Genomic DNA, 21,592 nt, shown 5'->3' on the forward strand with positions numbered 1-21,592 from the left:
CGGCCTCTACTGCCTGTTTCCGGAGATCTCCATGCGTTCCCCCTCTGATGACCGCGCCGCGCCGCTGAGCGCGCGCACCGGCAAGCCAGGCCCGCTGTCCGGCCTGCGCGTGCTGGACCTGAGTGCCTACATCGCTGGCCCCTATGGTTGCTCGCTGCTGGCCGACCAGGGCGCCGAGGTCATCAAGATCGAGCCGCCCGCCGGCGACAACCTGCGCAAGTACCCTTCCTCGCTGGAGGCCGAGAGCCGCGCCTTCCTGGGCGTCAACCGCAGCAAGCTGGGCGTGGTGCTCGACCTCAAGCAAGCTGACGATCTGCAGCGGCTGATGGCGCTGGTGCGCACCGCCGATGTGCTGGTGCACAACTTCCGGCCCACCGTGCCGCCCAGGCTGGGCATTGCTTACGAACAGCTCAAGCTGGTCAACCCGCGCCTGATCTATTGCGCCGTGACCGGCTATGGGGAAGACGGCCCGCTCAAGGACAAGGCTGGCTACGACCAGGTCTTGCAGACCATGACCGGCATGTGCACGCTGCAGGGCAAGCAGGGCGGCGCGCCAGAGATTCTCTATGGCTCGGTGGTCGACTACTACGGCTCGGCGCTGGTCGCCGGCGGCGTCGCATCCGCACTCTACGAGCGTGAGAGAAGCGGCGAAGGCCAGTATGTCGGCATCTCGCTCCTGCGCGCGGCGCTGACCATGCAATCGGCCCGCATGGTCTGGGCGGACAACGAACCCAGGGAGGTTGGCCGCGACATGCGCTCCGGCGGCATCACCGGCATTCATCCGACCAAGGAAGGCTATCTCTACATCTCCGCCAACACGCCGCATTTCTGGGCGGCGCTTTGCGAGAAAACCGGCCTGGCGGAACTCGCCACCGAGCGCTACGACAGCGTGCGCAAGCGCGCGCTGCATCAGGACGAGATTGTCCCCACGCTGCACCGCGCGCTGGCAACCCGCACCGCGCTGGAATGGGAGGCGCACTTCGGCGAAGCGGTCCCCTGCGCCGCCGCGCGCTCCGTGGAAGACATGTTCGACTTCCCGCAGGTGCAGGCGGAAGGCATGGTGGCCACGTTCGAGCATCCCACCGTGGGCCGGTATCGCGGCTTCACCCGTGCCATCAAGTTCGGGCGCACGCCGGGGCCGGAGCCGTTCGCGGCGCCGGTGCTGGATCAGCATGGGCAGACGGTGAAGGCGGAGGCGGACAGGCTGGTGAGCGAGGGGATGTAGCGGATCGCGCCGGGCTTCGGGTTCCCATTCATTGGCGAGGCTGTGGCAAATGGTCGCTGCATGGGTGGCGCGGCCAAGTATTGCGCCGAATGCGTCGCATTGCCGCATTCCTTTGATGTCAGGCCGCTGGGTAGACTTTCGCGCCTCTAGCGCCACTCGCACGAGTGGCGCTTCGAGCCGACAACTCTCCGGACTCCGCGCGCCTCCATTCATGCTCCCCGCTTCGCTTCGACATCACTGCCTTGCACTCGCCGCCGCAACCGCCGGCATTCCCGCCTACGCTGAGGACGCAGTTCGCGAAGCGCCCGACCTTGCCCCGGTGACTGTCTCCGCTGCGCCGGAGTCCGCGTTGCGCGGGCAGGCATCCACGGGCTCCAACCTGGGGCTTGCGCCCATGCAGACGCCGGCCAGCGTCGACGTCATCCGGCGCGAGCAGCTGGAAGAACGCGGCGACGCATCGCTGGTGGATGCCATCACCCGCGCGCCGGGGCTGTCCGGCCTCGGCCACCCCGGCAACGGCGGCGCTGCATTGTCGGCGCGCGGCTTCACGGGCACGACCTCGGTGATGCAGCTCTATGACGGGATTCGCCAGTATGGCGGCATCGGCATCACGTTCCCCTTCGATACCTGGTCGGTCGAGCGCATCGAAGTGCTGCGCGGCCCGGCTTCGGTGATCTACGGAGAGGGCGCCATCGGCGGCGTGGTCAACGTGGTGCCGAAGAAGCCAGCGCGCGGCCCCATCGAGAATGAAATCCAGGCCGCGCTGGGCACGGAGAATACGCAGCGGCTGGCATTCGGCAGCGGCGGCGCCATCAACGACAAGCTCGCCTACCGGCTCGATGTGAGCGGCAACCGCTCCGACGGATCCGTCGATCTCGGCGACTCCCGGAACCTGTCGCTGTCCGGTGCCATCCAGTGGGACGCCACGCCGGACCTGAGCCTCAAGCTCAGCTATGCCAAAGGCTGGCAGGAGCCGCAGCGCTACTTCGGCGCGCCGCTGGTCAACGGGCAGCAGGACGCGGCGCTGCAGAGCAAGAACTACAACGTTGGCGACAGCCTGCTCAAGTTCGACGACCAGTGGACGGAACTCGCCGCGCAGTGGACACCGAATGCCGATGCCACGGTGCGCTCGCGCCTTTACTACATCGACAGCAAGCGGCACTGGCGCAATGCCGAGTACTACAACTACGTGCCGGCCACGGGGCTGGTCAGCCGCTCGTCCTATACGGAGATCCTGCACGGCCAGTGGCAGGTCGGCAATACCACCGATGCCACGCTCCGGCACTGGCTATTTGGCATGAAGAACAGCGTGTCGGCGGGTTTCGACGTCAACCGGGCGTCGTTCACGCATACCAATAACTCGCCTTACTCGGGCACGTCGGCGGTGGATCCCTATGTCTTCGACCGCGGTACGTTCATCAACGTGGCGGGCACCACGCCGCGCTATCGCAACGAAGTGACGCAATACGCGCTGTTTGCCGAGGATCGCCTCGAGGTGACGCCGCGCTGGTCCGTGCTGGGCGGGTTGCGCTATGACCGCGCCGACCTGTCGCGCCGTGACCTGGTGGCGGGGCAGGCCGCCTTCGACAAGACGCTCTCCCATGTTGGCTGGCGCGCCGGCACGGTCTACAACCTGACGCCGGACCTCGCCGTGTATGCGCAGTACGCCGAGGCGGCCGATCCGGTCAGCGCCTTGCTGATGCTGACGCCGGCCAACAGCCACTTCGACGTCTCCACCGGGCGCCAGGTCGAAGTCGGCGTCAAGCAGGGCTTCTGGCAGGGCAAGGGCGAGCTGACGCTGGCCGCCTATCGGATCGTCAAGAAGAACCTGGTCACGCGTGATGTTGCCAATCCTGCGGCCAGCGTGCAGGTGGGGCAGCAGTCGTCGAAAGGGCTGGAAGCCACCTTCGGGCTGGCGTTTCTCTCCGGCTGGCGCGTGGATGCCAATGCCGCGTTGCTGCAGGCGCGCTATGACGATTTCACGGAATCCGTGGGGGGCGCAGCGGTTTCCCGTAGCGGCAATGTGCCCACGGACGTGCCCGAGCGGCTGGCCAACGTCTGGGTGACGTGGCGCTTTCTCCCGGCATGGACCGCCGGCGCAGGCCTGCGCTACGTGGGCCGGCGCTTCGCCGACCGCGCCAATTCACTCGAGATGCCGGCCTATACGACCGCCGACCTGTCGCTCCAGTGGCGCGCGCACCGGGACACGACGCTCGCGCTGCGCGGGTTCAATGTTTTCGACAAGCACTACGTCACCACCGCCTACTACAACGCCACGCAATGGCTGCAAGGATCTGGCCGGCGGGTCGAACTGAGCGTCAACTACCGCTTCTGAGCGGACTGGCTGCGTCTGGCGCGGCCGGCCGCACGGTGGCCGGCCGTGCGAACCAGCGATCCAGCAGCCAGACCATCACCAGCGTGGCGCCCATCATCGGGAACACCGCGCCCAGCAGGCCCAGGCCGATCACCCATGCCCGCATGGGCGGGAGCGTACGCGGGAATGATGGTGCGGCCAGGGCGCGCGCGGGCCGGCGCTTGAGCCACATCACGAGGCCCGTCACGGCGAGCATCATCAGGCCCAGCGAGATCACCGTGCACGCAATCTGGTTGGCCAAGCCGAAATAGCGGCCCATGTGCAGGGACGTGCCGTAGGAGATGGCCTGCGCCACCGGGCCGTAGTCGCCGTAGCGAATGTCCTTGAGCACCTTGCCGGTGTACTGGTCGATATGCAGCGTGCGTTCCACCTTGGGATCCGCGGGGAAATAGGAGGCGGTGAACACCCCGGTGGCGGACTTCGGCAGCACGAGCTGGTAGCCGCTCGAGACACCGTTTTCGGCCACGATCGCCACGGCGCGGTCCAGGCTGATCGCGGCAGCGCCCACTGCCGGCGCCGAGCCGGACGGAACCTTGGCCATGCCGACCGCCCAGGGGACCGCTGCGAGGGGAAGCGCATCCATGCTGGCCGCGCCTGGCGTCGACCGGACCCCTGCGTCGCCCCATGCGCCGGCCGGATTGCCTAGCCGCGCCGCAGTCGCGATCGCCTTGAATTGCTTGCCCCACGATGCGGTCCAGGGCAATCCGGACAACACGAACGCCACGGCGCCGATCGCCATCCAGGCGCCGATGACCAGGTGGACTTCCTTCCACCAGCCGCGCCCGCCGGCGGCCTTGCCGATCACGAAGGCTTTGCCGCCTTTGTCGCCCAGCCGCGGCCACCACATCGCCACGCCGGTGGCAATCATCACCAGCGACCAGCACGCCGCCAGCTCCATCAGCAGCTCCCCGGTCTTGCCCAGCAGCAGCGCGCGATGCAGCATGCGCACCTGCTTCATCAAGCGGTCCTCCACACTCAAGCTGCCGAGAAAATTGCCGGTGTACGGATCCAGGTACAGGCTTTCGCTCTTGCCCGACGGCAGCCGAAAGACAAACTCGGCACTGGCGCGCGGGGACGAATCGACGGTGTACGTTGTCGCGACGGCCCCTTCGGGCGCCTGGGCCCAGGCCCGGTCCAGCAGGGCCTGGGCGGGAAGCTTCGCGCCCACTGGATCCACGCGCAGCAAGTGCGGATAGAGCAGCGATTCGATCTGCGGCTGGAAGCAGTAGATCGTGCCGGTGATCGCCAGGACGACCAGGAAGGGCGCAACGAAGAGCCCGGCGTAGAAGTGCCACCGCCAGAGCATGCGATAAGACGCCGCCGCGGCCGGCGAGGGCTGGGCGGCTTGCGTGGGCGTGGGCGGCCGTTCGAGAGGCTTGGACATGGCGGGATTCGTCAAAGGGTGTACTTCAGGCTCAGGTAGAACGTGCGCTGCGGGAAGGGGTGGAACAGGAAGTACTTGTGATTGTTCAGGTTGTCCACGCCCAGCGCACCGCTCCAATGCTTGTCCAGCTGGTAGTGCACGCGCGCATCCATCACGAAGAAGCTCTCGAAGCCCTGGTAGGTCGCGGGGTTGATATCGGTGTTGTCGACCGTCGCGTACACGCGGCTGCTATAGCGCGCGGCCAGCGTATAAGCCCATTTGTTGTCAGGCCGATAGGTTGCCGCCACCGTGCCGCGCCACGTGGGCACGTAGGGCACGCGCTTGCCGACCGCCGTCGCGCCAGGGGTGGCAGGCACGTAGCTGTCGTCCGAGAGAATCCGGGAGTTGACATAGGTGACGTTGCCCGAGAGCGTCAGCCCGTTGATCAGCACATTGTCTTGCTGGCCGGCCAGCTCCAGGCCCAGTTGCCGTGTCTTGCCCACGTTCTGCGTAAAGGAGACGGGCGTGGCGAACCCGGCAATTGTCGAGGTCTGCGAGATCAGCGCGTTCTTGACGTACTCGCTGAAGGCGGAAACGCGCAGCTTGCCCTCGCTGGTGTGGCGCTCGATGGCCAGTTCGCCCGACAGGACGCGCTCCGGTTGCAGGAACGGGTTGGCCTGGGTGAACGTCGTGCCGGTCTGCACGCTCTGGTAGAGCTCGCCAACCGTCGGGAAGCGAAGCGCCTTGCCGAACGAACCGGTCACCGACCACAGCTGGCTGGCCTCCCATGTCAGCGACGCCTTGGGGGAGAAGCCCGATTTGTCGAGGCTGGGCTGCTGGATCGGCACCCCCACGCCGTTGCTGCCAATGGCGTAGTTGAACCCGTCATAGGCGCGCCACATCTCATAGCGGCCGCCCAGCGTTGCCTGCAGGCTCGGTGTCATGCGCCAAACGTCCTGCAGCCAGAGCGCGCCGGTCTGCGTCTTGCCCTGCGAGGTGCTGAACAGGGCGCCATTGCCACCGGATACCCAGTTGGTGGTGCTGTAGGTCGGGCTGCTCAGCTTGAACTGGTCGTAGTGGGCGCCGAAGCTGACGATGTTCGCGCCGGCGATGCCCTGCGGCCGCCAGATGCCCTTGACGTCGAAGGTGGACCAGCCGGAGCCGCTCATGTCGGTGGTCCGGCCCGGCCCGCCTGTCAGCGCCGCCGGATAGAGCCCGGTGGACAGGCGGCTCGAATCCTGCAGATAGTAGAGATTGCTGACAATAGCCTCCCAGTCGAACAGCCCTTGCGTCCGGGTCCCGACCTTCAGGCTCTGCATCAGGTGTTCCTGATCGACGTTGTTGCTGGAAAACTGGCCCGCGATGGTGCTGGCGCTATACGCGAATCCACCGATATTGACGTTGCCGGCTTGCGCGCCATAGAAGGGCGACCCGGATGCCGTGCTCAGGTAAGTCTGCGCGCTCGCTTTCGAACTGTTCTGCCAATAGCCCAGCGTGTAGACCGCGCTCAACGTCGGCGTGAAATCGTAGCCCAGCTTGACGGTGGCGTTGTCCTGCAGCGTATGGATGAAGTTGCCCGCGCCGATTACCTGGATGGCGCCGCCGGTCCGGTTGCGGTCGGCGTACGCGCCGGTGATGACCGGCAGGCCGGCGCCGGCGGCGGCCGTCGACTGGCCGACGGTGGCGAAGCTGAGCGGCTGGCTGAAGCTGTTGAGGTGGTTCGCGCTGAACCACCACGAGAACTTTCCGGCGCGGTCGCCCAGCGTGGCGCTGACTTGCTGCGCCGGCTCGTTCTGGTCGGTGCCGTATTTGCTGAACTGCTGGATGGCGCCCGTGACTTCCAGGCTGCCCTCGAGCGTCTTCGGCATCCGCGTGGTGATCTCGGTCACGGCACCATAGGAGTTGCCCGGATAGGCCGCGGCGAACGGGCCGTACATGACGTCGACCCGGTCGATCGATTGCGGCGTCACCATGAACCACTGCGGGGAGCCATTGCCGTTGTTGTTGTTGATCAGGGTCGACAGCAAGACCCCGTCGGCATAGATCAGGCTGCGCGCGCTGGCATTGATGCCGGTGGTGCGGGTCGCCATCGGGGACTGGGTGTCGCCGATAAAGCGCTTGCGCACCAGCACGTCTGGCAGGTATTTCAGGGCATCTTCGGCGCCCATCACGTTGATGGCTTGGGCGGCTTGTTCGCCGGTGATGCTCGCGGTGGTCTGCGGCAACTGGTTCTTCTCCGCAAACGAGCGAGTCTCGGTCACCTGGACCGCCGGCAGGCTCTGTTCGTCGGCGGCCTCGGCCAGCGTGCCGATGGTGCCAAGGATGACTAGGGGCAGCAGCGTGCGCATGATTGGGATTGGGTCTACCTCAAATCGTTGTCCGGCGTCCGCGGGCAGGTGCGCGCGGACGCCACGATCACACCAAAGGGCGTGCGTTGCTTACAGACTGGATTGAGGTAGAGCCGGAGGGTCCCTGGGGCGTCCTGAAGGAAAGGCCCCGAGTGGCGTGAAGCGGGTGACCAGCACGTGCGCCGTGGCGACCACCAGCAGCGGGATTGCCGACAGCGTCGCAGGCGCAAGGGCAGGCAGCGGCACATGATCCGCCAGCAGATCGCAATAGCCGCAGGCATTCAGCGCGCCGCCAGGCATGCCATGGGGCGCATCGCCCGGGTGGGCGGCCGAGCAGATGACGGCTTCGGGATCGCTGGATTGGGCCGCGGCCACGAACTGGCTGACTGCCGGCGCAAGCACAATGAGCCACATGGCGATCAGGCCAAGCCATGCGGTCAAGCGGATGCGGCGGATAAGCGTCATTGTTATATGCGAGCGGGCGCGGCGCAGTCTACCCCAGCCAAGGCGAGGTGCGATCAGGCAGGCTGCGCGTCATTTTGACACAGGTAAGGACCGGGGTATGGGGCGTCAAGCCGCGAAATCGAACGGTGCCGCTCATTGAGCGGGCCCCGGTGAATGCGCTGTTTGCCAGGCGGCGAACTCGGACGGCCGCAGACCGTACCGGGCCAGCACACCCTCGTGGAGCCGCCGCAGTTCCTCCACGATCAGCGCCTGTACATTGCCGCGCTCGGCTTGCGGCACATTGGCCATGACGGCCAGGTGAATCAGCGCGAGCGCATCCTGGCCAGGATGGGTTACCACTTCGCGGATGGTCTGCTTGATCAGTTCACGCCAGGCCAGGCGTGCCGGGTCCGGTTCTGCCAGGGCTTGCCTGATGGCAAGGTACTCTTGCGTCGATCGCTCGTAGGACCAGACATAGAGGTCGCGCAGCAATTCCACGCGCGTCATTTCATACAAGCCGAGGATGGCCCGGCTGTAGGCATGATCGGGCACATCAAGGAAGGTAAGCGGGCACAGGTTTGCGCGGAAGAGCGGCAAATTGGCAGCCAGCCGCGAGGTCCGCTTGTTGATGTCCGCGAACGGTTGCAGGTAAGGCAGGTGCACCATCACGAAGAAGGACTGCTCGAAAGGGTCGGTAATGCGATTCGCTTTGTCTAGCAAGTTATCCAGTGCTTCGTCGAGCTGCTGAGGCGCCGATAGCGGCCGATACACGCTTTTGCCGATGTCCACGGCATGTTGCCGGATCCGGCCTTCATCGGCTGGGTTGGGCAACAGGTTCTCCGACAATGCGCTATGCAGGTTCATCAGCGTGTAGCGATCGAATCTGGCCGTCCCGATGTTCTCCACCAACAACTCGATGGCGGTCTTGTGGTTGAGGATCATCTGGGTTTCGATGGCTGCCTTGCCTTGCGCAGCCTTGCCGTGCTCGATCAACTCGAGGGTATCGAGCCGGGAATAGGTATTCCCCTCCAGATGGCTCGACGCCCAAGACAGGTCGATCAGCAGCCGGCTCAGGATGGCCCTGCTGTATGTGCCCGCGGGCGCGTCAGCCTGTGCGGTCTTGCCCATCTTGTGCAACTGGCGGCGCAGCGATTCCGACAGGTACCAGGTGACGTTGGGCTGATAGGTGTCAAGAAAATCGTGCTGGTAACCCACCGGCTTGCGCGCCTGTGGCGGTTGATCGATGTATGCCAGGATATCCCGGCTGTCCGCTGACAGTGGGATGAAACCGGGGAAGCGATCTTGCTCAATGGCCGAGGCGGCTGGCGCTGTGGATCCCACCGCAAGGTAACGGCGGGCGCGGCCTTCGCCTGCCGAACCGATTGTGCCCGCATCCACCCATTGGCTTAGCCAGCGTTGCGCGGTCCGGCGTGCCACTAAAGGGTGGGCCGCCAGTAATTCCGCCAGAGTTAGTCCGGCCGGGGAGGCTTGAATGCTCTTCAGTATTTCCTGGTCTGCGGGCATGGGAGGTTGGGTGGTTGATTCAGTCTGTGGCGCGATTGTGGCGCGATTTCTCCAATCGCGCCACTTAGACGGTGCCGTTGTGGCGCGATTGTGGCGCGATTCTGGCGCGATAGCCGAAACCGCGCCACAATGCGGATCTGGGCCATTCTGACGCTCAACAGCAAAAATGCTGTGCTAATGTGCCGGGTCAGGCATTTGTCCAATGAACCCGCGTAGCAGATATGCAGCTTTCCGAACAGCAGGTGCTGGCGCTCGCGCCAGACAGCGGCGCCGCCAGCAACGGCAAGAAGCTGGCGCAAGCCAGGCAGTGGCCATTGCTGGGCCGCAGCGGCCGGGCCGTCTGGGGCGAGTGCCAGGGCAGCGGCGCCAAGCCATACCAGGTGCGAGTCGACCTGGCTGACTTTGCCAGCAAATGTTCCTGCCCCAGTTTCAAGTTTCCCTGCAAGCACAGCATCGGCCTGCTGGTCCTGGCCGCGAATCAACCCGCCCTGGTCATCGAAGGCGACGAGCCCGGCTGGGTGAGCGACTGGCTCGACAAGCGTGCCGACACCAGCGCGAGGAAGGAGGCGCGTGCGCTTGCAAAGGCGGAGGCGCCGGTCGACGAGGCGGCCCAGCACAAGCGGGCCGAGCGGCGCGAAAGCCGGGTGCGCGACGGGCTTGCTGGCTTGCAGGTGTGGCTGGAGGACCTGGTGCGCAACGGCCTCGCACGGCTGCCCGCGCAGGGGCCGGGGTTTTGGGAGCAGACTGCGGCGCGCCTGGTGGACGCGCAGGCGAGTGGCCTGGCAGCGCGGGTACGCGCGCTGGCCGACCTGCCGGGCAGCCGGGAAGACTGGCCGGAGCGGCTGCTGCCGGAACTGGGCCGGCTTGCGCTGGCCGTGCGCGCCTATGAGCGCATCGACGGGCTCGCGCCGGATCTGCAGCAAGCCCTGCGCCAGACCATCGGCTTCAGCCTGCGCGAGGAGGAGGTCCTGGCGCAAGGCGAGGCCAGGCGCGACCGCTGGCAGGTGATTGGCCAGGCGGCCGACGCCGATGAGCGGGTAAAGGTGCGGCGCACCTGGCTGGTGGGCGAGGCCAGCGGTCGCCATGCGCAGTTCCTGCAGTTCGCCGCAGGCAGCCAGCCGTTCGAATCGTCGTGGCTGCCGGGCACGGCCTTCGAGGGCGAGCTGGCCTTCTGGCCCGGTGCGGGCTCGCAGCGCGCACTGCTCAAGGGCACGGCCACGCCGTTGCCGCTGCCGGCGGCATTTGCCGTCGCGCGCAGCAGCCTGCAATTACTGGACGAGGCGGCTTCCATGCTGGCGGCAAATCCCTGGCACGAACGAATCGCTACGGTCCTCGAAGGTGCCGTCCCGATTCATCATGAAGGGCGTTGGCAAGTGGCCGACTCGGCCGGGCATGCGCTGCCGGTGGCCGGACGCGATCATTGGCTGTGGATGGCCCTGGCGGGCGGGCGGCCGCATGCGCTGGCTGCGGAATGGGACGGCAGCGGGATTCGGCCGCTCGGGCTGTTCGCGCAAGGGCGTTACCACGTACTGGCAGGAGGCGCGTGATGCAGGCATGGATTCGTACAGCCCTGGTCGGCACGGCGAACAGCCCAGGCGAGGCAAGGCCGGTGGCGGAAATCGATGCCTTGCTGCCAGAAGGCACGCGGGAACAGCGCCTGCTTTGGCAGGCGGGCAGCATGGCGGTGTATGGCCAGGCGGGCCGCCTGCCCGCATCGGTGTGCTTTCCGGATCCCGCTCCCGAGGACGCGACGCCCGCCACGCCGCATGCGCTCACCCCCATCATCGCCGCGGCTATCGCAGGCGAGCTGGGCGGATTGCCGGAATGGCTGGCGCCGCGCATCGCACAAGCGGGCCGGCGCCTGCCGGCAGGCCTGGTGCCGGGCGTCTTCGCTACGGCGCAGACACTGGCGGCGTGGCTGCCTGTCATTGGCGCGCGTGGGCACTGGCTCGGCGCGCAGAACCCCGAGTGGCGGGCGATGCTGGCCTCGCGGCTTCCCGCTGCCATTGACGACAGCGCGCTGCTGCGCGAATGGGAGGAGGGCGACACGGCTGCCCGTCGCCGCGCGCTGGGCATGATGCGCGAGCGCGATCCTGCCATGGCGCGAGATCTCTTGATCGCGGCCTTGCCTGGCGAGAAGGCCGAGCAGCGGCGGGCCTTCGTGGACGCGCTGGCCGCCACGCTTACCCGCGATGACGAGCCGTTCCTGGAAAGCCTGCTCGACGACCGCAGCCAGGTAGTACGGCAAAGCGCCGCAACCCTGCTGGCACGGCTTCCCGATTCGTCTTTCATGCTCCGCATGGCGGCGCGTGCGGATGCCTGCGTGCGCTGGGAGGCGGCCACCGCGCCCGCGGGCACGATGGCGAAGCTCGCGTCCTTCCTGGGCCAGCGTGCGCAACCCCGCCTGACCGTGGATGCCCCGGCCGAGTTGCCCAAGGACTGGGAACGCGACGGCATTGCCGCCACGCCACCGTCGGGCGAAGGCAAGCGCGCCTTCTGGCTGCGCCAGCTGCTGGCCGTGGTGCCGCCATCGCGCTGGCCGGCAGCGGTGGATGAAGTGCCAGACGTGCTGATCGGCCTGATGGCCAAGCATGAATGGGCTGAGGCATTGCTTTGTGGCAGCGCCGAGGCGGCCTGCCGTTACGGCGACACGGATTGGGCCCTGGCCCTGTTGCCGCGCGCTGGCGGCGAGATCGAAGCACTGGCCCGGTACCAGGACCCGCTCTGGCGAACCCTGGCCTGCGTCGCCCGCGACGCCGATCTTTGCCGCGAGCTGATGCGGGGCAATGCAGGTACCGCCTTGCGCTGGCTACGCGAGCTGCCTGGCCCCTGGTCAAGCATGGTGGTGTCCACGATCGCGCAGACCGTGCAGACCGTGCTTGCGGGCGCAGGCAAGACGGGCGTGAGCGACGAACTGATGCTGCGCTTCGACCTGGCGGAAATGGTGGAACTTGCCTTGCTGCGCGCGCAGGATGCCGATCTTGCCCAGCTGGCGGGCGTGGTCGGGATCTACACGGCCAAACTGGCTGAGGGCCCCACCGACACGATCACTATCCGAAACCTGAACCGGGCCAGGGACATCGTTACCCTGGCCCAGGCCAAACAAACCGTCATCAAGGAGATGCCGCTGTGAGCGCCAACCTGAACACCGTTCTGCGTCAGCATGCCGAAGCGCAATTCGCCGAGGAACTGGCCGAGCTAGTCCGGCAGGACAAGCGCCCGCGCCCGGGCAACTGGAAGCTGTCGCCGTGGGCGGTCAAGACCTACCTGCTGGGCGGCAAGCTTGACGATGGCTTCGAGGTCAGTCCCAAGTACATCGGCAGTGCAAGGCTGATCGAGATCGCGGTGGCTACGCTCGCCACCGACCGCGCGCTGTTGCTGTATGGCGTGCCCGGCACCGCCAAGAGCTGGGTGTCGGAGCACCTTGCCGCCGCGATCAGCGGGGACTCCACCTTGCTGATCCAGGGCACGGCCGGGACCGACGAGACCGCGCTGCGCTACGGCTGGAACTATGCCCGCCTGCTCTCGGAAGGACCGTCGGAGCGCGCGCTGGTGCCCAGCCCCATGCTCAAGGCCATGCGCGACGGCAAGCTGGCGCGGCTCGAAGAGATGACGCGCGTGCCGAGCGAAGTGCAGGACACGCTCATCACCTTGCTCTCGGAAAAGACCCTGCCGGTGCCCGAACTGGGCATCGAGGTGCAGGCGCAGCGTGGCTTCAACGTCATCGCCACGGCCAATAACCGCGACCGTGGCGTGAACGAGATGTCGTCCGCCCTGATGCGGCGTTTCAATACGGTGATCCTGCCGACGCCCGAGACGTTCGAGGAGGAAGTCGCCATCGTCAGCCGCCGCGTCGCCGAGCTCGGCCGCGCGCTGGAACTGCCTACCGAGAAGCCGGCGCTGGCGGAAGTGCGCCGCGTCGTCGCCGTATTCCGCGAGCTGCGCAACGGCCTGACCGAAGATGGCAAGACCCGGCTCAAGTCGCCCAGCGGCACGCTGTCGACAGCCGAGGCCATCTCGGTGCTTGGCCATGGCATGGCGGTGGCGGGCTACTACAGCGACGGCGTGCTGCGCGCGGCCGATGTTGCCGCCAGCCTTACCGGCTCGATCGTCAAGGACCCGGTGCAAGACAAGCTGGTCTGGATGGAGTACCTCAAGACGGTCGTGAAGGAACGCGATGACTGGAAGGACTTTTACCGGGCTTGCATGGACGTGGTCTGATGACAGTCCTCTATTACGGCATCCGCCACCATGGCCCGGGATGCGCGCGGGCGCTGGAGGCTGCGCTGGCGGCGCAGGCGCCCGATATCGTGCTGCTGGAAGGACCGCCCGAGGCCGACGGCATCGTTGCGCTTGCATCCGACCCTGCCATGCAGCCGCCCGTCGCGCTGCTGGTCTACCCGAGCGAGGCGCCGCGCCACGGCGTGTTCTATCCGTTCGCCGAATTCTCGCCGGAATGGCGGGCGATCCGCCACGCCGGGCAGCGCGGCGTGCCACTGTGGTTCATGGATCTGCCGGCCATGCACGGATTCGCGGAGGCCATCGCGCGCGAGAAGGCCGCCGCAGTGCCCGCAGGCCCGGATGCTGGGGGCGCTGACGGCACCGGCGACGGCGCGCAGGACATGGCCAATGGCGGGCTGGCACCTGACGCGGATGCCCGCGCCGATACGGCGGCGAGCGAGGAAACGCCGGGCGGCTGGCGCATGGACCCGATCGGCGAGCTATCGCGCGCGGCGGGCTACGACGATCATGAGCTCTGGTGGGAGGTCGAGGTGGAACAGCGCCGCGACGCGAGCGAGCTGTTCGCCGCCATCGCGCAGGCCATGGCCGCATTGCGCGCGCACGCACCCACGCCGGAATCGCGCGAAGCCCGGCGCGAGGCGCATATGCGCATGCGCATCCGCGAGGCGCAGAAGGCCGGCTTCGGCAACATCGCCGTGGTGTGCGGTGCCTGGCACGTGCCGGCGCTGGAGCAGCCCGCCACGATCAAGGCCGACCAGGCACTGCTCAAGGGCCTGCCCAAGGCCAAGGTCGAGGCCACTTGGGTGCCGTGGAGCGACGACCGTCTTGCCTACGCCAGCGGCTACGGCGCCGGCGTGGCGTCCCCCGGCTGGTATCGCCACTTGTGGCAGAGCGCCGACCGCGCCGGCTTGCGCTGGGTGACCGAGGCGGCGCGGCTCATGCGCACCGAAGGCCTCGATGCCTCCTCGGCCAGCGTCATCGAGGCCGTGCGACTGGCCGATGCCCTCGCTGCCATGCGCGGCTTGCCGCTCGCAGGCCTGGCAGAGCATCGCGAAGCCATGCTTTCCGTGCTGTGCCACGGCGAACCAGCGCCGCTGGAACTCATCCGCCGCAAGCTCGAAGTTGGCGACCGCCTGGGCGCGGTGCCTGAATCGAGTGTGGCCGCGCCACTGCAGCGCGACCTGGAGGCCCAGCAAAAGCGCCTGCGCTTAAAGCCCACCACGGAAGCCAAGCGGCACGACCTCGACCTGCGCGAGGAAACTGGCCGCGAGCGCAGCCGCCTGCTGCACCGGCTCAACCTGATCGGCGTGGACTGGGGCACGCTGCTGCGCGACGCCAATCGATCGGGCACCTTCCGCGAATCCTGGGAGCTGCGCTGGCAGCCCGAGATGGTGGTAGCGCTGATCGCCGCCAGCCGCTATGGCAATACCGTCGAGGACGCCGCCAGCCATCGCCTGTGCGAGCGCGCGCGCGACGGCGCTGAGCTGCCCGCGCTGAGCGCCATGCTAGATGACGCCGTGCTGGCGCGCTTGCCCGTGGCCGTTGCGATCCTGCTTGCCTGCGTACAGGCCCGGGCCGCCGTTGCCGCCGACCTGACCCATCTGATGGCCGCGCTGCCGCCGTTGGCTCGCGTTGGCCGCTACGGCGATGTGCGCGGCACCGATGCGGCGGCCATGCAGCCCATCGTGAGTGGCTTGGTCGAGCGCATCGTGGTGGGGCTGGCGGCGGCCGCGAGCCACATCGACGAGAGCGCCGCGGCTGCATTGCTCGGGCATATGAACGAGGTCCAGGCCGCGCTCGATACGCTGGATGCCGCAGCCTTGCGCGACGACTGGCGAGACTGCCTGGCGCATCTCATCGATCTCGACGGCGTGGCGCCGGCCGTGCGCGGATATGCCCTGCGGCTCCTGTTCGATCAGCAATGTGTCGGCACGGATGAGGTCGCGCGCCAAGCCGGCCTGGCGCTTGCGCCTGCCGTTGCGCCAGCCGAATCCACCGCCTGGCTGACGGGCCTGCTACGGGGCAGCGGGCTGCTGCTCCTGCAGCAAGACGCGCTATGGCGCGTGATCGATGCCTGGCTGGGCCGCCTCGACCACGCTGTCTTTCTCGCGCGCTTGCCGCTGCTGCGCTGCGCGTTCGCTGATTTCAATGCGGCCGAACTGCGTGAGATGGGCAGCAAGGTGAAGCGGCTGGACGCGCCGGCCGCCGCTGGGCCGGCTGCAGTCGAACTCGATCATGCGCGCGCCGCCCGGGTCCTTCCCGTACTGGCTGCCATCCTGGGACACTGAGACAACAACATGGACGAATCCCTGCTTCAAACCGACCGCATGCAGCGCTGGCGCCTGGTCCTGGGCAGCGATGCACAGGCGACTTGCGGCGTGGCCCTGGGCGCGGACCTCAGCCGTGCCGACGCCGCGCTGGGCGCGCTGTACGGCGCCGAGCGCAAAGGCGGCCTCGGGCCGAGTTGCCCGAACGTTGCACGCTGGCTGGGCGATATCCGCGAGTTCTTTGCGGCAAGCGTGGTGCAGGTTATACAGAAGGACGCGCTCGAGCGCCTGGACCTGCGGCAGATGCTGCTTGAGCCGGAACTGCTGGAAGCGATGGAACCCGATGTGCACCTGGTCGCCAGCCTGATGTCGCTGTCGCGCATCCTGCCAGCCAAGACCAAGGATACCGCCCGGCAAGTAGTGCGCAGGGTGGTCGAGGCGTTGGAGCGGCGCCTTGGCCAAACCATGCGCCAGGCTATCAGCGGCAGCCTCAACCGCGCCGAGCGGAACCATCGTCCCCGCCTCAACGAAATCGACTGGCACCGCACCATCCGCGCCAACCTCAGCCGCTACCTGCCAGACCAGCGCACGGTGGTGGCCGAAAAACTCATCGGCTACACGCGCAAGCGCAGCGCCCTGCGCGACGTCGTGCTATGCGTGGACCAAAGCGGCTCGATGGCCGCCTCGGTGGTCTATGCAGGCGTCTTCGCCGCCGTGATGGCCTCACTGCGCGCGGTCCGCACGCGAATGATCGTATTCGATACCAACGTCGTCGATCTCACAGAGGAAATGGCCGATCCGGTCGACCTGCTGTTCGGCATACAGCTGGGCGGCGGTACCGACATCAACCGCGCGCTGGGCTATTGCCAACAGGTCATCGAGCGCCCTGAGCGCAGCATCCTCGTCCTCATTACCGACCTGTACGAAGGCGGGAACAACAAGGAAATGCTCCAGCGCGCCGCCGCGCTCAAGGACAGCGGCGTCAATGTCATCTGCTTGCTCGCGCTGGCCGACAATGGCGCGCCCGGTTACGACCACCAGAATGCCGCGCATTTTGCCGCGCTCGGTATCCCGGCGTTTGCCTGCACACCCGACCGTTTCCCCGAGCTGATGGCCGCCGCGATTCAGAAGCAGGACGTGAGCCTGTGGGCGGCGAAACAAGGGTTCGTGACGAATCGGGCAGAGTAGGGCGCGGTCGTCTTCGTGATCGGCCGGGTCGGGCCGGCGAATCGAAGCGCAGGGGATTTCCATGTTCGGCGGTGCCGATCCCGCATTCCTTTGCCTGGGTCCTTGCCTGGGCCGCCCGGTATAGGGAGGGAAGGCTGCGCGGCCGTTGCCGCGCGCCACAGCAGCCGTTCATTTACGCAATCCCATGCTGTACTTTCCGCTCACGGAGTCAGGCACATCCGCGCAAACTCTCTGCAGTCGTTGTCCGCGGCGGGATGTTGCAGCACCGCGTCAAGCGCATCCACAAAGGCCGCAACGGTTGGGCCGCCTTGCTCCTCGCGCTCAGCTTCGTCCATGCGCATCATGCGGTCCAGGAACGCGATCACTTGCGTGCTCGGCTGCCGCTTTAGTGACGCCAGCAACTGCGCCGCATAGACGCCGACGGGCTGGCGCTCGATCAGCGACCCGAAGGGGCCAGGACCACCATAATCCAGCTCGGGATACTTTTCGATCAGGGCCAATATGCGCGCCAGGACTTGTTGATAGTCTTGGCTTTCCAGCGCGCCGAGGTGTTCGTAGACGCAATCGATGACAATCCATTTGTCACCCTGTGCGCGAGCCTCTGCGGCCGCCTTGTCGATGCTGGAAAAAATGGAATCGAGATCTGGATTCATTGTTACGTTCCGGATTAGTAGGTCAGAAAGTAGGTCGGAAATGGTCCTCGAAGGGGGAACCGGTGGCTAGTGCGCTGGCCGAGCGGCCAGTCCCAGGCGATCCGCGACCGCCAGTAGGCGCCGGTCGCGCGTCCATAAGGCACTGCGCGTAAGCCAGGCCTGGACGTCAGCCTGCCCAATTTCCCGTCGGAAAATCGTCAAAAATCGCAAATTCAACAAAATATCACGACCCCGAACTTTTCGATAGACAGCCCCTTCTAGCGCAACGCTACAGCCTCGAAGCGCGCCACCACGGCATTGTCGGCGCCGAGCAGGTCGAGCTGGCGGCCCGCGATGCGATAGCGCCGTACCGTTTCCAGAGCGTGCAGGAACTGCGTTTCCTGGGCCATGCCCTGTGCGCAGGCCATCATGGTGCCCGCCAGGCCTTTGAAGCGAAGCTGGTCGCCATCGGCTTCATAGCCGCCCATCAGGCCGTTACAGCCGCCATTGCCTGACAGCCGCGCCTCGTTCGTGGCAAGGATCAGGTGCGGTTCGCGCTGGCGCTCCGCCACGCGGACCGGCGCATCGCCCAGCCGCGTGAGCTTCCAGTAGGTTCCGCGCAACGGGCTGTCTGGCACCTGGGCAGTTGGCTTTCCCGATGGCTTCCCCTCGCTCCTGGAAGCCGATACCAGCTGCAACTGGAGTGGCGCGTTGTTGCCATCGAGCACCGGGGCATGCGTGTCGGTGGTGAACAGCAACCGGCCATGCTGTCGGATCACCGCCCGCAGGGCGTAGCGATGGCCAGGCTCGATCGCCTGGTCCTGGTAGGCAACACCAAAATGAAAGGGCGGCTGGCCCGCCGGATCCAGCGTGGACCGGCCGATGACCTCGGCAGGTGCGCCGGCGCGCGATACATCTTGCAGTGTGACTTCGAACACGGCATCGGGAGGCAGCGCGATACGCTCACGATAAGTCGCCGTGCCCGTCACGACACCGGCCAGCGCAGGTAGCGCCAGGGTGGCAGCGAATGCGGCAAGGGTTTGGCGTACGGGGTGCTTCCACATGGTCTTGTCCGTTCTCAGGTTCATTGGGTTGGATCGCGAAGCCTTCACGCCTTCACGACCAGGCGGTTTGCCAGGTCAGGAAACTACGGTTGACTAGATGCCAAGCCGCTCTTTGAGTGCTTCGGTAGTCAGCGCCCCCGAAAACGTCAACATCTCGCCCCCCGGGCCCTGAAATACGGCGAATGGCACGCTGTCCAGATTCAACCGTAGAAAGTACTCGGTGTTGGCCTTGACCTGGCTCACGGCGTTTTCCGGGGTCTGTGCGGCGGAGACCTCAAGCCCTCCCTTGCGCGCATCGATCAAGGCTTCATGATTGTCCATCTCCTTGACGGCGTTCTGGCTACCGAGCAGGTAGGCACTCTGCAGCGCGGATTTTTCCGGGGTCAGCAGTCCGACCGGGATCCAGATGAAGTGCGCGGACGACAGCAGTGGCTTCGCTGCCTTCCAGAGCTCACCGCAATGGGGGCACTGCGGATCAAAGAAGATATAGATCTTCCTGGCGCTGAGCAGATTGCCGGCATTGAAACCGTGCGTGTTGCTTGCCACGGAATCGATCGACAGCGTGACAGCCGGCTGCTGGGCGACGCTGGCCTGCGCGGGATTCGCGTCGACCTTGGCTTTCTCTCCACAACCATAAATCTGCACGATCAGCGCTGCGCAGATCGGCAGCAGTAGTGTTCTTTTCATATAGCCGGCTCCGGTTGGCTAAATCCATTCAGACCAGGTGGGGTTGCTTAGCGTTCATTTGTACCGAGCGCAATGAGCTTCGAGATCGTATTGAAATTACGCGTCGTCGCGGCCACCTTGAGCTTTCTCTCGATGAAATTGTTGTTGGCCTTCAGGTCGCTGTATTTCGTGGCGCACAACACATACGCCATGTCACCGACCACCTGTACCTGGTCTGGTGCATGTTCAAGCGCATGGAACGCTTCCAGCAACGCATTTTCCGGCCTGGCTGAAAGCAGCGTGAAATAGAGCTTGGCGGGATCGGCACCCTTGAACGGGTTGTTCTCCATCGCTTCATTGAAGTACGGTGCCGACCTTGCCAGGACTTTGATATCGCCGCCGAACCGTTCCTTGATGACATCGTGAACCAGATCCTCGATGGCGGACTGGTTCAGGTTCGTGGAGGCAATGACGTTGCCACTCTGGATGTAGGTTCTCACGTTGCGCAGGCCCGCTTCTTCCAGTGCAGCGCGCAGCGGTGCCATGAGCACCTTGTTCTTTCCCGTCGGCGTCAGACCGCGCAACAGAATGATTTTTGTCTTCATGGTCCTACATCATCGTGAAGGTTATTGGCTGCCAAACGCCAAGTATAGATGGGGAACCAGCTTGGCTAGGGTCAGTGAAGTTCCACAACCATAGCCAATAGCCACGAGCCACGAGCCACGAGCCATGAGCCATGAGCCACCGTTGACCGTAGATGCACGCGCGCTATCACATCGCGGTCCGCGTCATGGGCTCGGGCGCGCGTTCCTGGCCGTCTGCAACGCGTCACCCTGGCGTGGTCCGTTCAACGTCTGCGCCACGGCCAGGAGTCCGGCTTCCAGTTGCCGGGCTGTGGCAGGCGCCGCCATGGCGATTCTTATCGTACGGCTTGCCGGCATATCCGGCGCGGCAAAGGCGGCCAGGGGTGTGATTGTCACACCTTGCCGTGCCAACGCAACGACGAGGTCATCAGGTCTCCAGTGTTTCGGCAGGTCGAGCAAAAGATGAAAGCTGGTGCGGTGCGCCTTGATGGGCCACGCCCCGAGGATGCGCCGCGCGAGGTCTTGCCGCAAGCGCGCCTCAATGCGCTTCGCCACGATCCAGTGCGCCAGCGTGCCATCCCGCATCCATGCGGTGGCCAGTGCGGCTGTCATGGCGCTCGCGGACCACAACGTGGCGCGAAGTCCCTCATGGAGCCGGTCCCTGAGCCGCTCGGGTGCGACCATATAGCCGACTCGCAACCCTGGGGCCGCGCTCTTCGACAGGCTGTGAATCTCGATCACGCAATCTGGCGCCAGGCTGCGCAGCGTTGGCGGAGGCGAAGCTTCGAGAAAGCCGTACACGCTGTCATCGACCAGTAGCAAGCCGTGGCGACGCGCAACCTCGATCAAGGCGAGCCTGCGCGCGAGCGGCATCACGCTCCCGGTGGGATTGTGAACCGTGGGCATCGTGTAGACGATGCGCACCCGGCCTGCATGCTTGCGGCAAACCGCATCGAGGGACTCCGGCACGATGCCGTCGTCGTCGATGGGTACGCCGACCAAGGGGATGCCCAACAGTTTCGCCGCGCTCTTGAAACCGGGGTAGGTCAGGGATTCCACGGCAACCAGATCACGCCGCGTGACAAGGCTTGCCAGAATGACGCTCAGGGCGTGCTGGCTGCCGCCACAGACCATGATGCCCGCGGCATCGATCGGCGCGCTGGCGGTGGAGAACCATTTTGCCGCCATCTCCCTGTCTTCGCGACGCCCCGGATGCGGGTGATAGTCGAGCAGGGTCGACAGGTCCCCCTTGTCGGAGAGATTGCGCAGCGCATGACGCAACTGTGCGGCTTGCTCAGGCAGGACCGGATAGTTGAATGCCAGGTCGATCAGGCCGGGCTCGCGTTCGCTGATTTGAGAGAACTCGGCAGCGGCCTGTGTCTCCAGTGTGCGGACAAAGGTACCCCGCCCAACTTCGCCAATCGCCAGTCCGCGCTCAATGAGCTCCCGATAAACACGGGCAGCGGTCGCGGCGGCGATGCCATGTTCGTCCGCGTAATCGCGATGGGCCATCAACCGGCTGCCCGCTTCGAGCGAGCCATCCTGTATCAGCGACGCAAGTCTTTCAACGTGTTCCAGGTATCGCGCAGGGGCTGCCATCGTTTCTTGGATTGATATTAGTGCAATGAAATTATTGCACTAATATCCATGGGGGGCAATACTAAGCCCCCT

The 21,592-nt window shown here is 65.9% G+C and carries 16 protein-coding genes; 7 read left to right on the top strand and 9 right to left on the bottom strand.

Annotated elements, in window-relative coordinates:
• The first annotated feature begins 31 nt into the window (after nt 1-31).
• A complete protein-coding gene (locus ACX12D_RS21905) occupies nt 32-1,225 on the top strand; it encodes a CaiB/BaiF CoA transferase family protein (RefSeq protein ID WP_459375604.1) in 1,194 nt (397 codons plus the stop codon).
• Between the two features lie 211 nt (nt 1,226-1,436).
• Nucleotides 1,437-3,560 (top strand): TonB-dependent receptor, encoded by a 2,124-nt coding sequence (locus ACX12D_RS21910; protein WP_459375605.1) that lies wholly within the window; start codon nt 1,437-1,439, stop codon nt 3,558-3,560.
• Here the strand turns inward: ACX12D_RS21910 and ACX12D_RS21915 are convergent.
• The 4 genes from ACX12D_RS21915 to ACX12D_RS21930 all read right to left on the bottom strand — a co-directional run bounded on the left by ACX12D_RS21915 (nt 3,544) and on the right by ACX12D_RS21930 (nt 9,278).
• Nucleotides 3,544-4,983 (bottom strand): PepSY-associated TM helix domain-containing protein, encoded by a 1,440-nt coding sequence (locus tag ACX12D_RS21915; protein WP_459375606.1) that lies wholly within the window; start codon nt 4,981-4,983, stop codon nt 3,544-3,546. The two genes, ACX12D_RS21910 and ACX12D_RS21915, sit on opposite strands and share 17 nt — an antisense overlap.
• Before the next feature lie 11 nt (nt 4,984-4,994).
• Nucleotides 4,995-7,310 carry a TonB-dependent receptor gene (locus ACX12D_RS21920; RefSeq protein ID WP_459375607.1) on the bottom strand — a complete coding sequence of 772 codons (2,316 nt, stop codon included), beginning with the start codon at nt 7,308-7,310 and terminating at the stop codon, nt 4,995-4,997.
• A gap of 90 nt (nt 7,311-7,400) precedes the next feature.
• Entirely contained in the window at nt 7,401-7,775 is a 375-nt protein-coding gene (locus tag ACX12D_RS21925; protein ID WP_459375608.1) for a DUF2946 domain-containing protein, read from the bottom strand.
• Between the two features lie 132 nt (nt 7,776-7,907).
• A complete protein-coding gene (locus ACX12D_RS21930; protein WP_459375609.1) occupies nt 7,908-9,278 on the bottom strand; it encodes a Fic family protein in 1,371 nt (456 codons plus the stop codon).
• A 221-nt stretch (nt 9,279-9,499) separates the two neighbouring features.
• Here ACX12D_RS21930 and ACX12D_RS21935 point away from each other — a divergent pair, with 221 nt between their 5' ends.
• From ACX12D_RS21935 to ACX12D_RS21955, 5 genes are read left to right on the top strand one after another with little or no spacing between them, the layout of a single operon-like run.
• Complete coding sequence (locus ACX12D_RS21935; RefSeq protein ID WP_459375610.1) at nt 9,500-10,825, top strand: SWIM zinc finger family protein; 1,326 nt, start codon at nt 9,500-9,502, stop codon at nt 10,823-10,825.
• Nucleotides 10,825-12,411: a DUF5691 domain-containing protein gene (locus ACX12D_RS21940; protein ID WP_459375611.1), complete on the top strand. Its 1,587-nt coding sequence runs from the start codon at nt 10,825-10,827 to the stop codon at nt 12,409-12,411. The genes ACX12D_RS21935 and ACX12D_RS21940 overlap by 1 nt, the downstream gene beginning before the upstream one ends.
• 8 nt (nt 12,412-12,419) lie before the next feature.
• Complete coding sequence (locus ACX12D_RS21945; protein WP_459376483.1) at nt 12,420-13,499, top strand: ATP-binding protein; 1,080 nt, start codon at nt 12,420-12,422, stop codon at nt 13,497-13,499.
• Nucleotides 13,499-15,808: a DUF5682 family protein gene (locus tag ACX12D_RS21950; RefSeq protein WP_459375612.1), complete on the top strand. Its 2,310-nt coding sequence runs from the start codon at nt 13,499-13,501 to the stop codon at nt 15,806-15,808. Before ACX12D_RS21945 ends, ACX12D_RS21950 begins: the two co-directional genes overlap by 1 nt.
• Before the next feature lie 9 nt (nt 15,809-15,817).
• Nucleotides 15,818-16,975, top strand: coding sequence for a VWA domain-containing protein (locus ACX12D_RS21955; RefSeq protein WP_459375613.1), 1,158 nt, complete (start codon nt 15,818-15,820; stop codon nt 16,973-16,975).
• 200 nt (nt 16,976-17,175) lie between these two features.
• Here ACX12D_RS21955 and ACX12D_RS21960 read toward each other — a convergent pair whose 3' ends face one another.
• From ACX12D_RS21960 to ACX12D_RS21980, 5 genes are all read right to left on the bottom strand, one after another.
• Nucleotides 17,176-17,628 carry a hypothetical protein gene (locus ACX12D_RS21960; RefSeq protein WP_459375614.1) on the bottom strand — a complete coding sequence of 151 codons (453 nt, stop codon included), beginning with the start codon at nt 17,626-17,628 and terminating at the stop codon, nt 17,176-17,178.
• Between the two features lie 257 nt (nt 17,629-17,885).
• Complete coding sequence (locus tag ACX12D_RS21965; protein ID WP_459375615.1) at nt 17,886-18,671, bottom strand: YbaY family lipoprotein; 786 nt, start codon at nt 18,669-18,671, stop codon at nt 17,886-17,888.
• Nucleotides 18,672-18,764: 93 nt separating this feature from the next.
• On the bottom strand, nt 18,765-19,358 hold the full coding sequence (locus tag ACX12D_RS21970) for a thioredoxin domain-containing protein (RefSeq protein WP_459375616.1): 594 nt from the start codon (nt 19,356-19,358) through the stop codon (nt 18,765-18,767).
• A gap of 47 nt (nt 19,359-19,405) precedes the next feature.
• Nucleotides 19,406-19,942 (bottom strand): DUF1697 domain-containing protein, encoded by a 537-nt coding sequence (locus ACX12D_RS21975; protein WP_459375617.1) that lies wholly within the window; start codon nt 19,940-19,942, stop codon nt 19,406-19,408.
• A 183-nt stretch (nt 19,943-20,125) separates the two neighbouring features.
• Nucleotides 20,126-21,520 (bottom strand): aminotransferase-like domain-containing protein, encoded by a 1,395-nt coding sequence (locus tag ACX12D_RS21980; RefSeq protein ID WP_459375618.1) that lies wholly within the window; start codon nt 21,518-21,520, stop codon nt 20,126-20,128.
• Nucleotides 21,521-21,592 lie beyond the last annotated feature (72 nt).

This window comes from Cupriavidus sp. PET2-C1, assembly GCF_054515855.1.

Bases quoted from the DNA above. Each gene is read 5' to 3' on its own strand.
- ACX12D_RS21905 (WP_459375604.1), top strand. From the start codon at position 32: ATGCGTTCCCCCTCTGATGACCGCGCCGCGCCGCTGAGCGCGCGCACC.
- ACX12D_RS21910 (WP_459375605.1), top strand. From the start codon at position 1,437: ATGCTCCCCGCTTCGCTTCGACATCACTGCCTTGCACTCGCCGCCGCA.
- ACX12D_RS21915 (WP_459375606.1), bottom strand. From the start codon at position 4,983: ATGTCCAAGCCTCTCGAACGGCCGCCCACGCCCACGCAAGCCGCCCAG.
- ACX12D_RS21920 (WP_459375607.1), bottom strand. From the start codon at position 7,310: ATGCGCACGCTGCTGCCCCTAGTCATCCTTGGCACCATCGGCACGCTG.
- ACX12D_RS21925 (WP_459375608.1), bottom strand. From the start codon at position 7,775: ATGACGCTTATCCGCCGCATCCGCTTGACCGCATGGCTTGGCCTGATC.
- ACX12D_RS21930 (WP_459375609.1), bottom strand. From the start codon at position 9,278: ATGCCCGCAGACCAGGAAATACTGAAGAGCATTCAAGCCTCCCCGGCC.
- ACX12D_RS21935 (WP_459375610.1), top strand. From the start codon at position 9,500: ATGCAGCTTTCCGAACAGCAGGTGCTGGCGCTCGCGCCAGACAGCGGC.
- ACX12D_RS21940 (WP_459375611.1), top strand. From the start codon at position 10,825: ATGCAGGCATGGATTCGTACAGCCCTGGTCGGCACGGCGAACAGCCCA.
- ACX12D_RS21950 (WP_459375612.1), top strand. From the start codon at position 13,499: ATGACAGTCCTCTATTACGGCATCCGCCACCATGGCCCGGGATGCGCG.
- ACX12D_RS21955 (WP_459375613.1), top strand. From the start codon at position 15,818: ATGGACGAATCCCTGCTTCAAACCGACCGCATGCAGCGCTGGCGCCTG.
- ACX12D_RS21960 (WP_459375614.1), bottom strand. From the start codon at position 17,628: ATGAATCCAGATCTCGATTCCATTTTTTCCAGCATCGACAAGGCGGCC.
- ACX12D_RS21965 (WP_459375615.1), bottom strand. From the start codon at position 18,671: ATGTGGAAGCACCCCGTACGCCAAACCCTTGCCGCATTCGCTGCCACC.
- ACX12D_RS21970 (WP_459375616.1), bottom strand. From the start codon at position 19,358: ATGAAAAGAACACTACTGCTGCCGATCTGCGCAGCGCTGATCGTGCAG.
- ACX12D_RS21975 (WP_459375617.1), bottom strand. From the start codon at position 19,942: ATGAAGACAAAAATCATTCTGTTGCGCGGTCTGACGCCGACGGGAAAG.
- ACX12D_RS21980 (WP_459375618.1), bottom strand. From the start codon at position 21,520: ATGGCAGCCCCTGCGCGATACCTGGAACACGTTGAAAGACTTGCGTCG.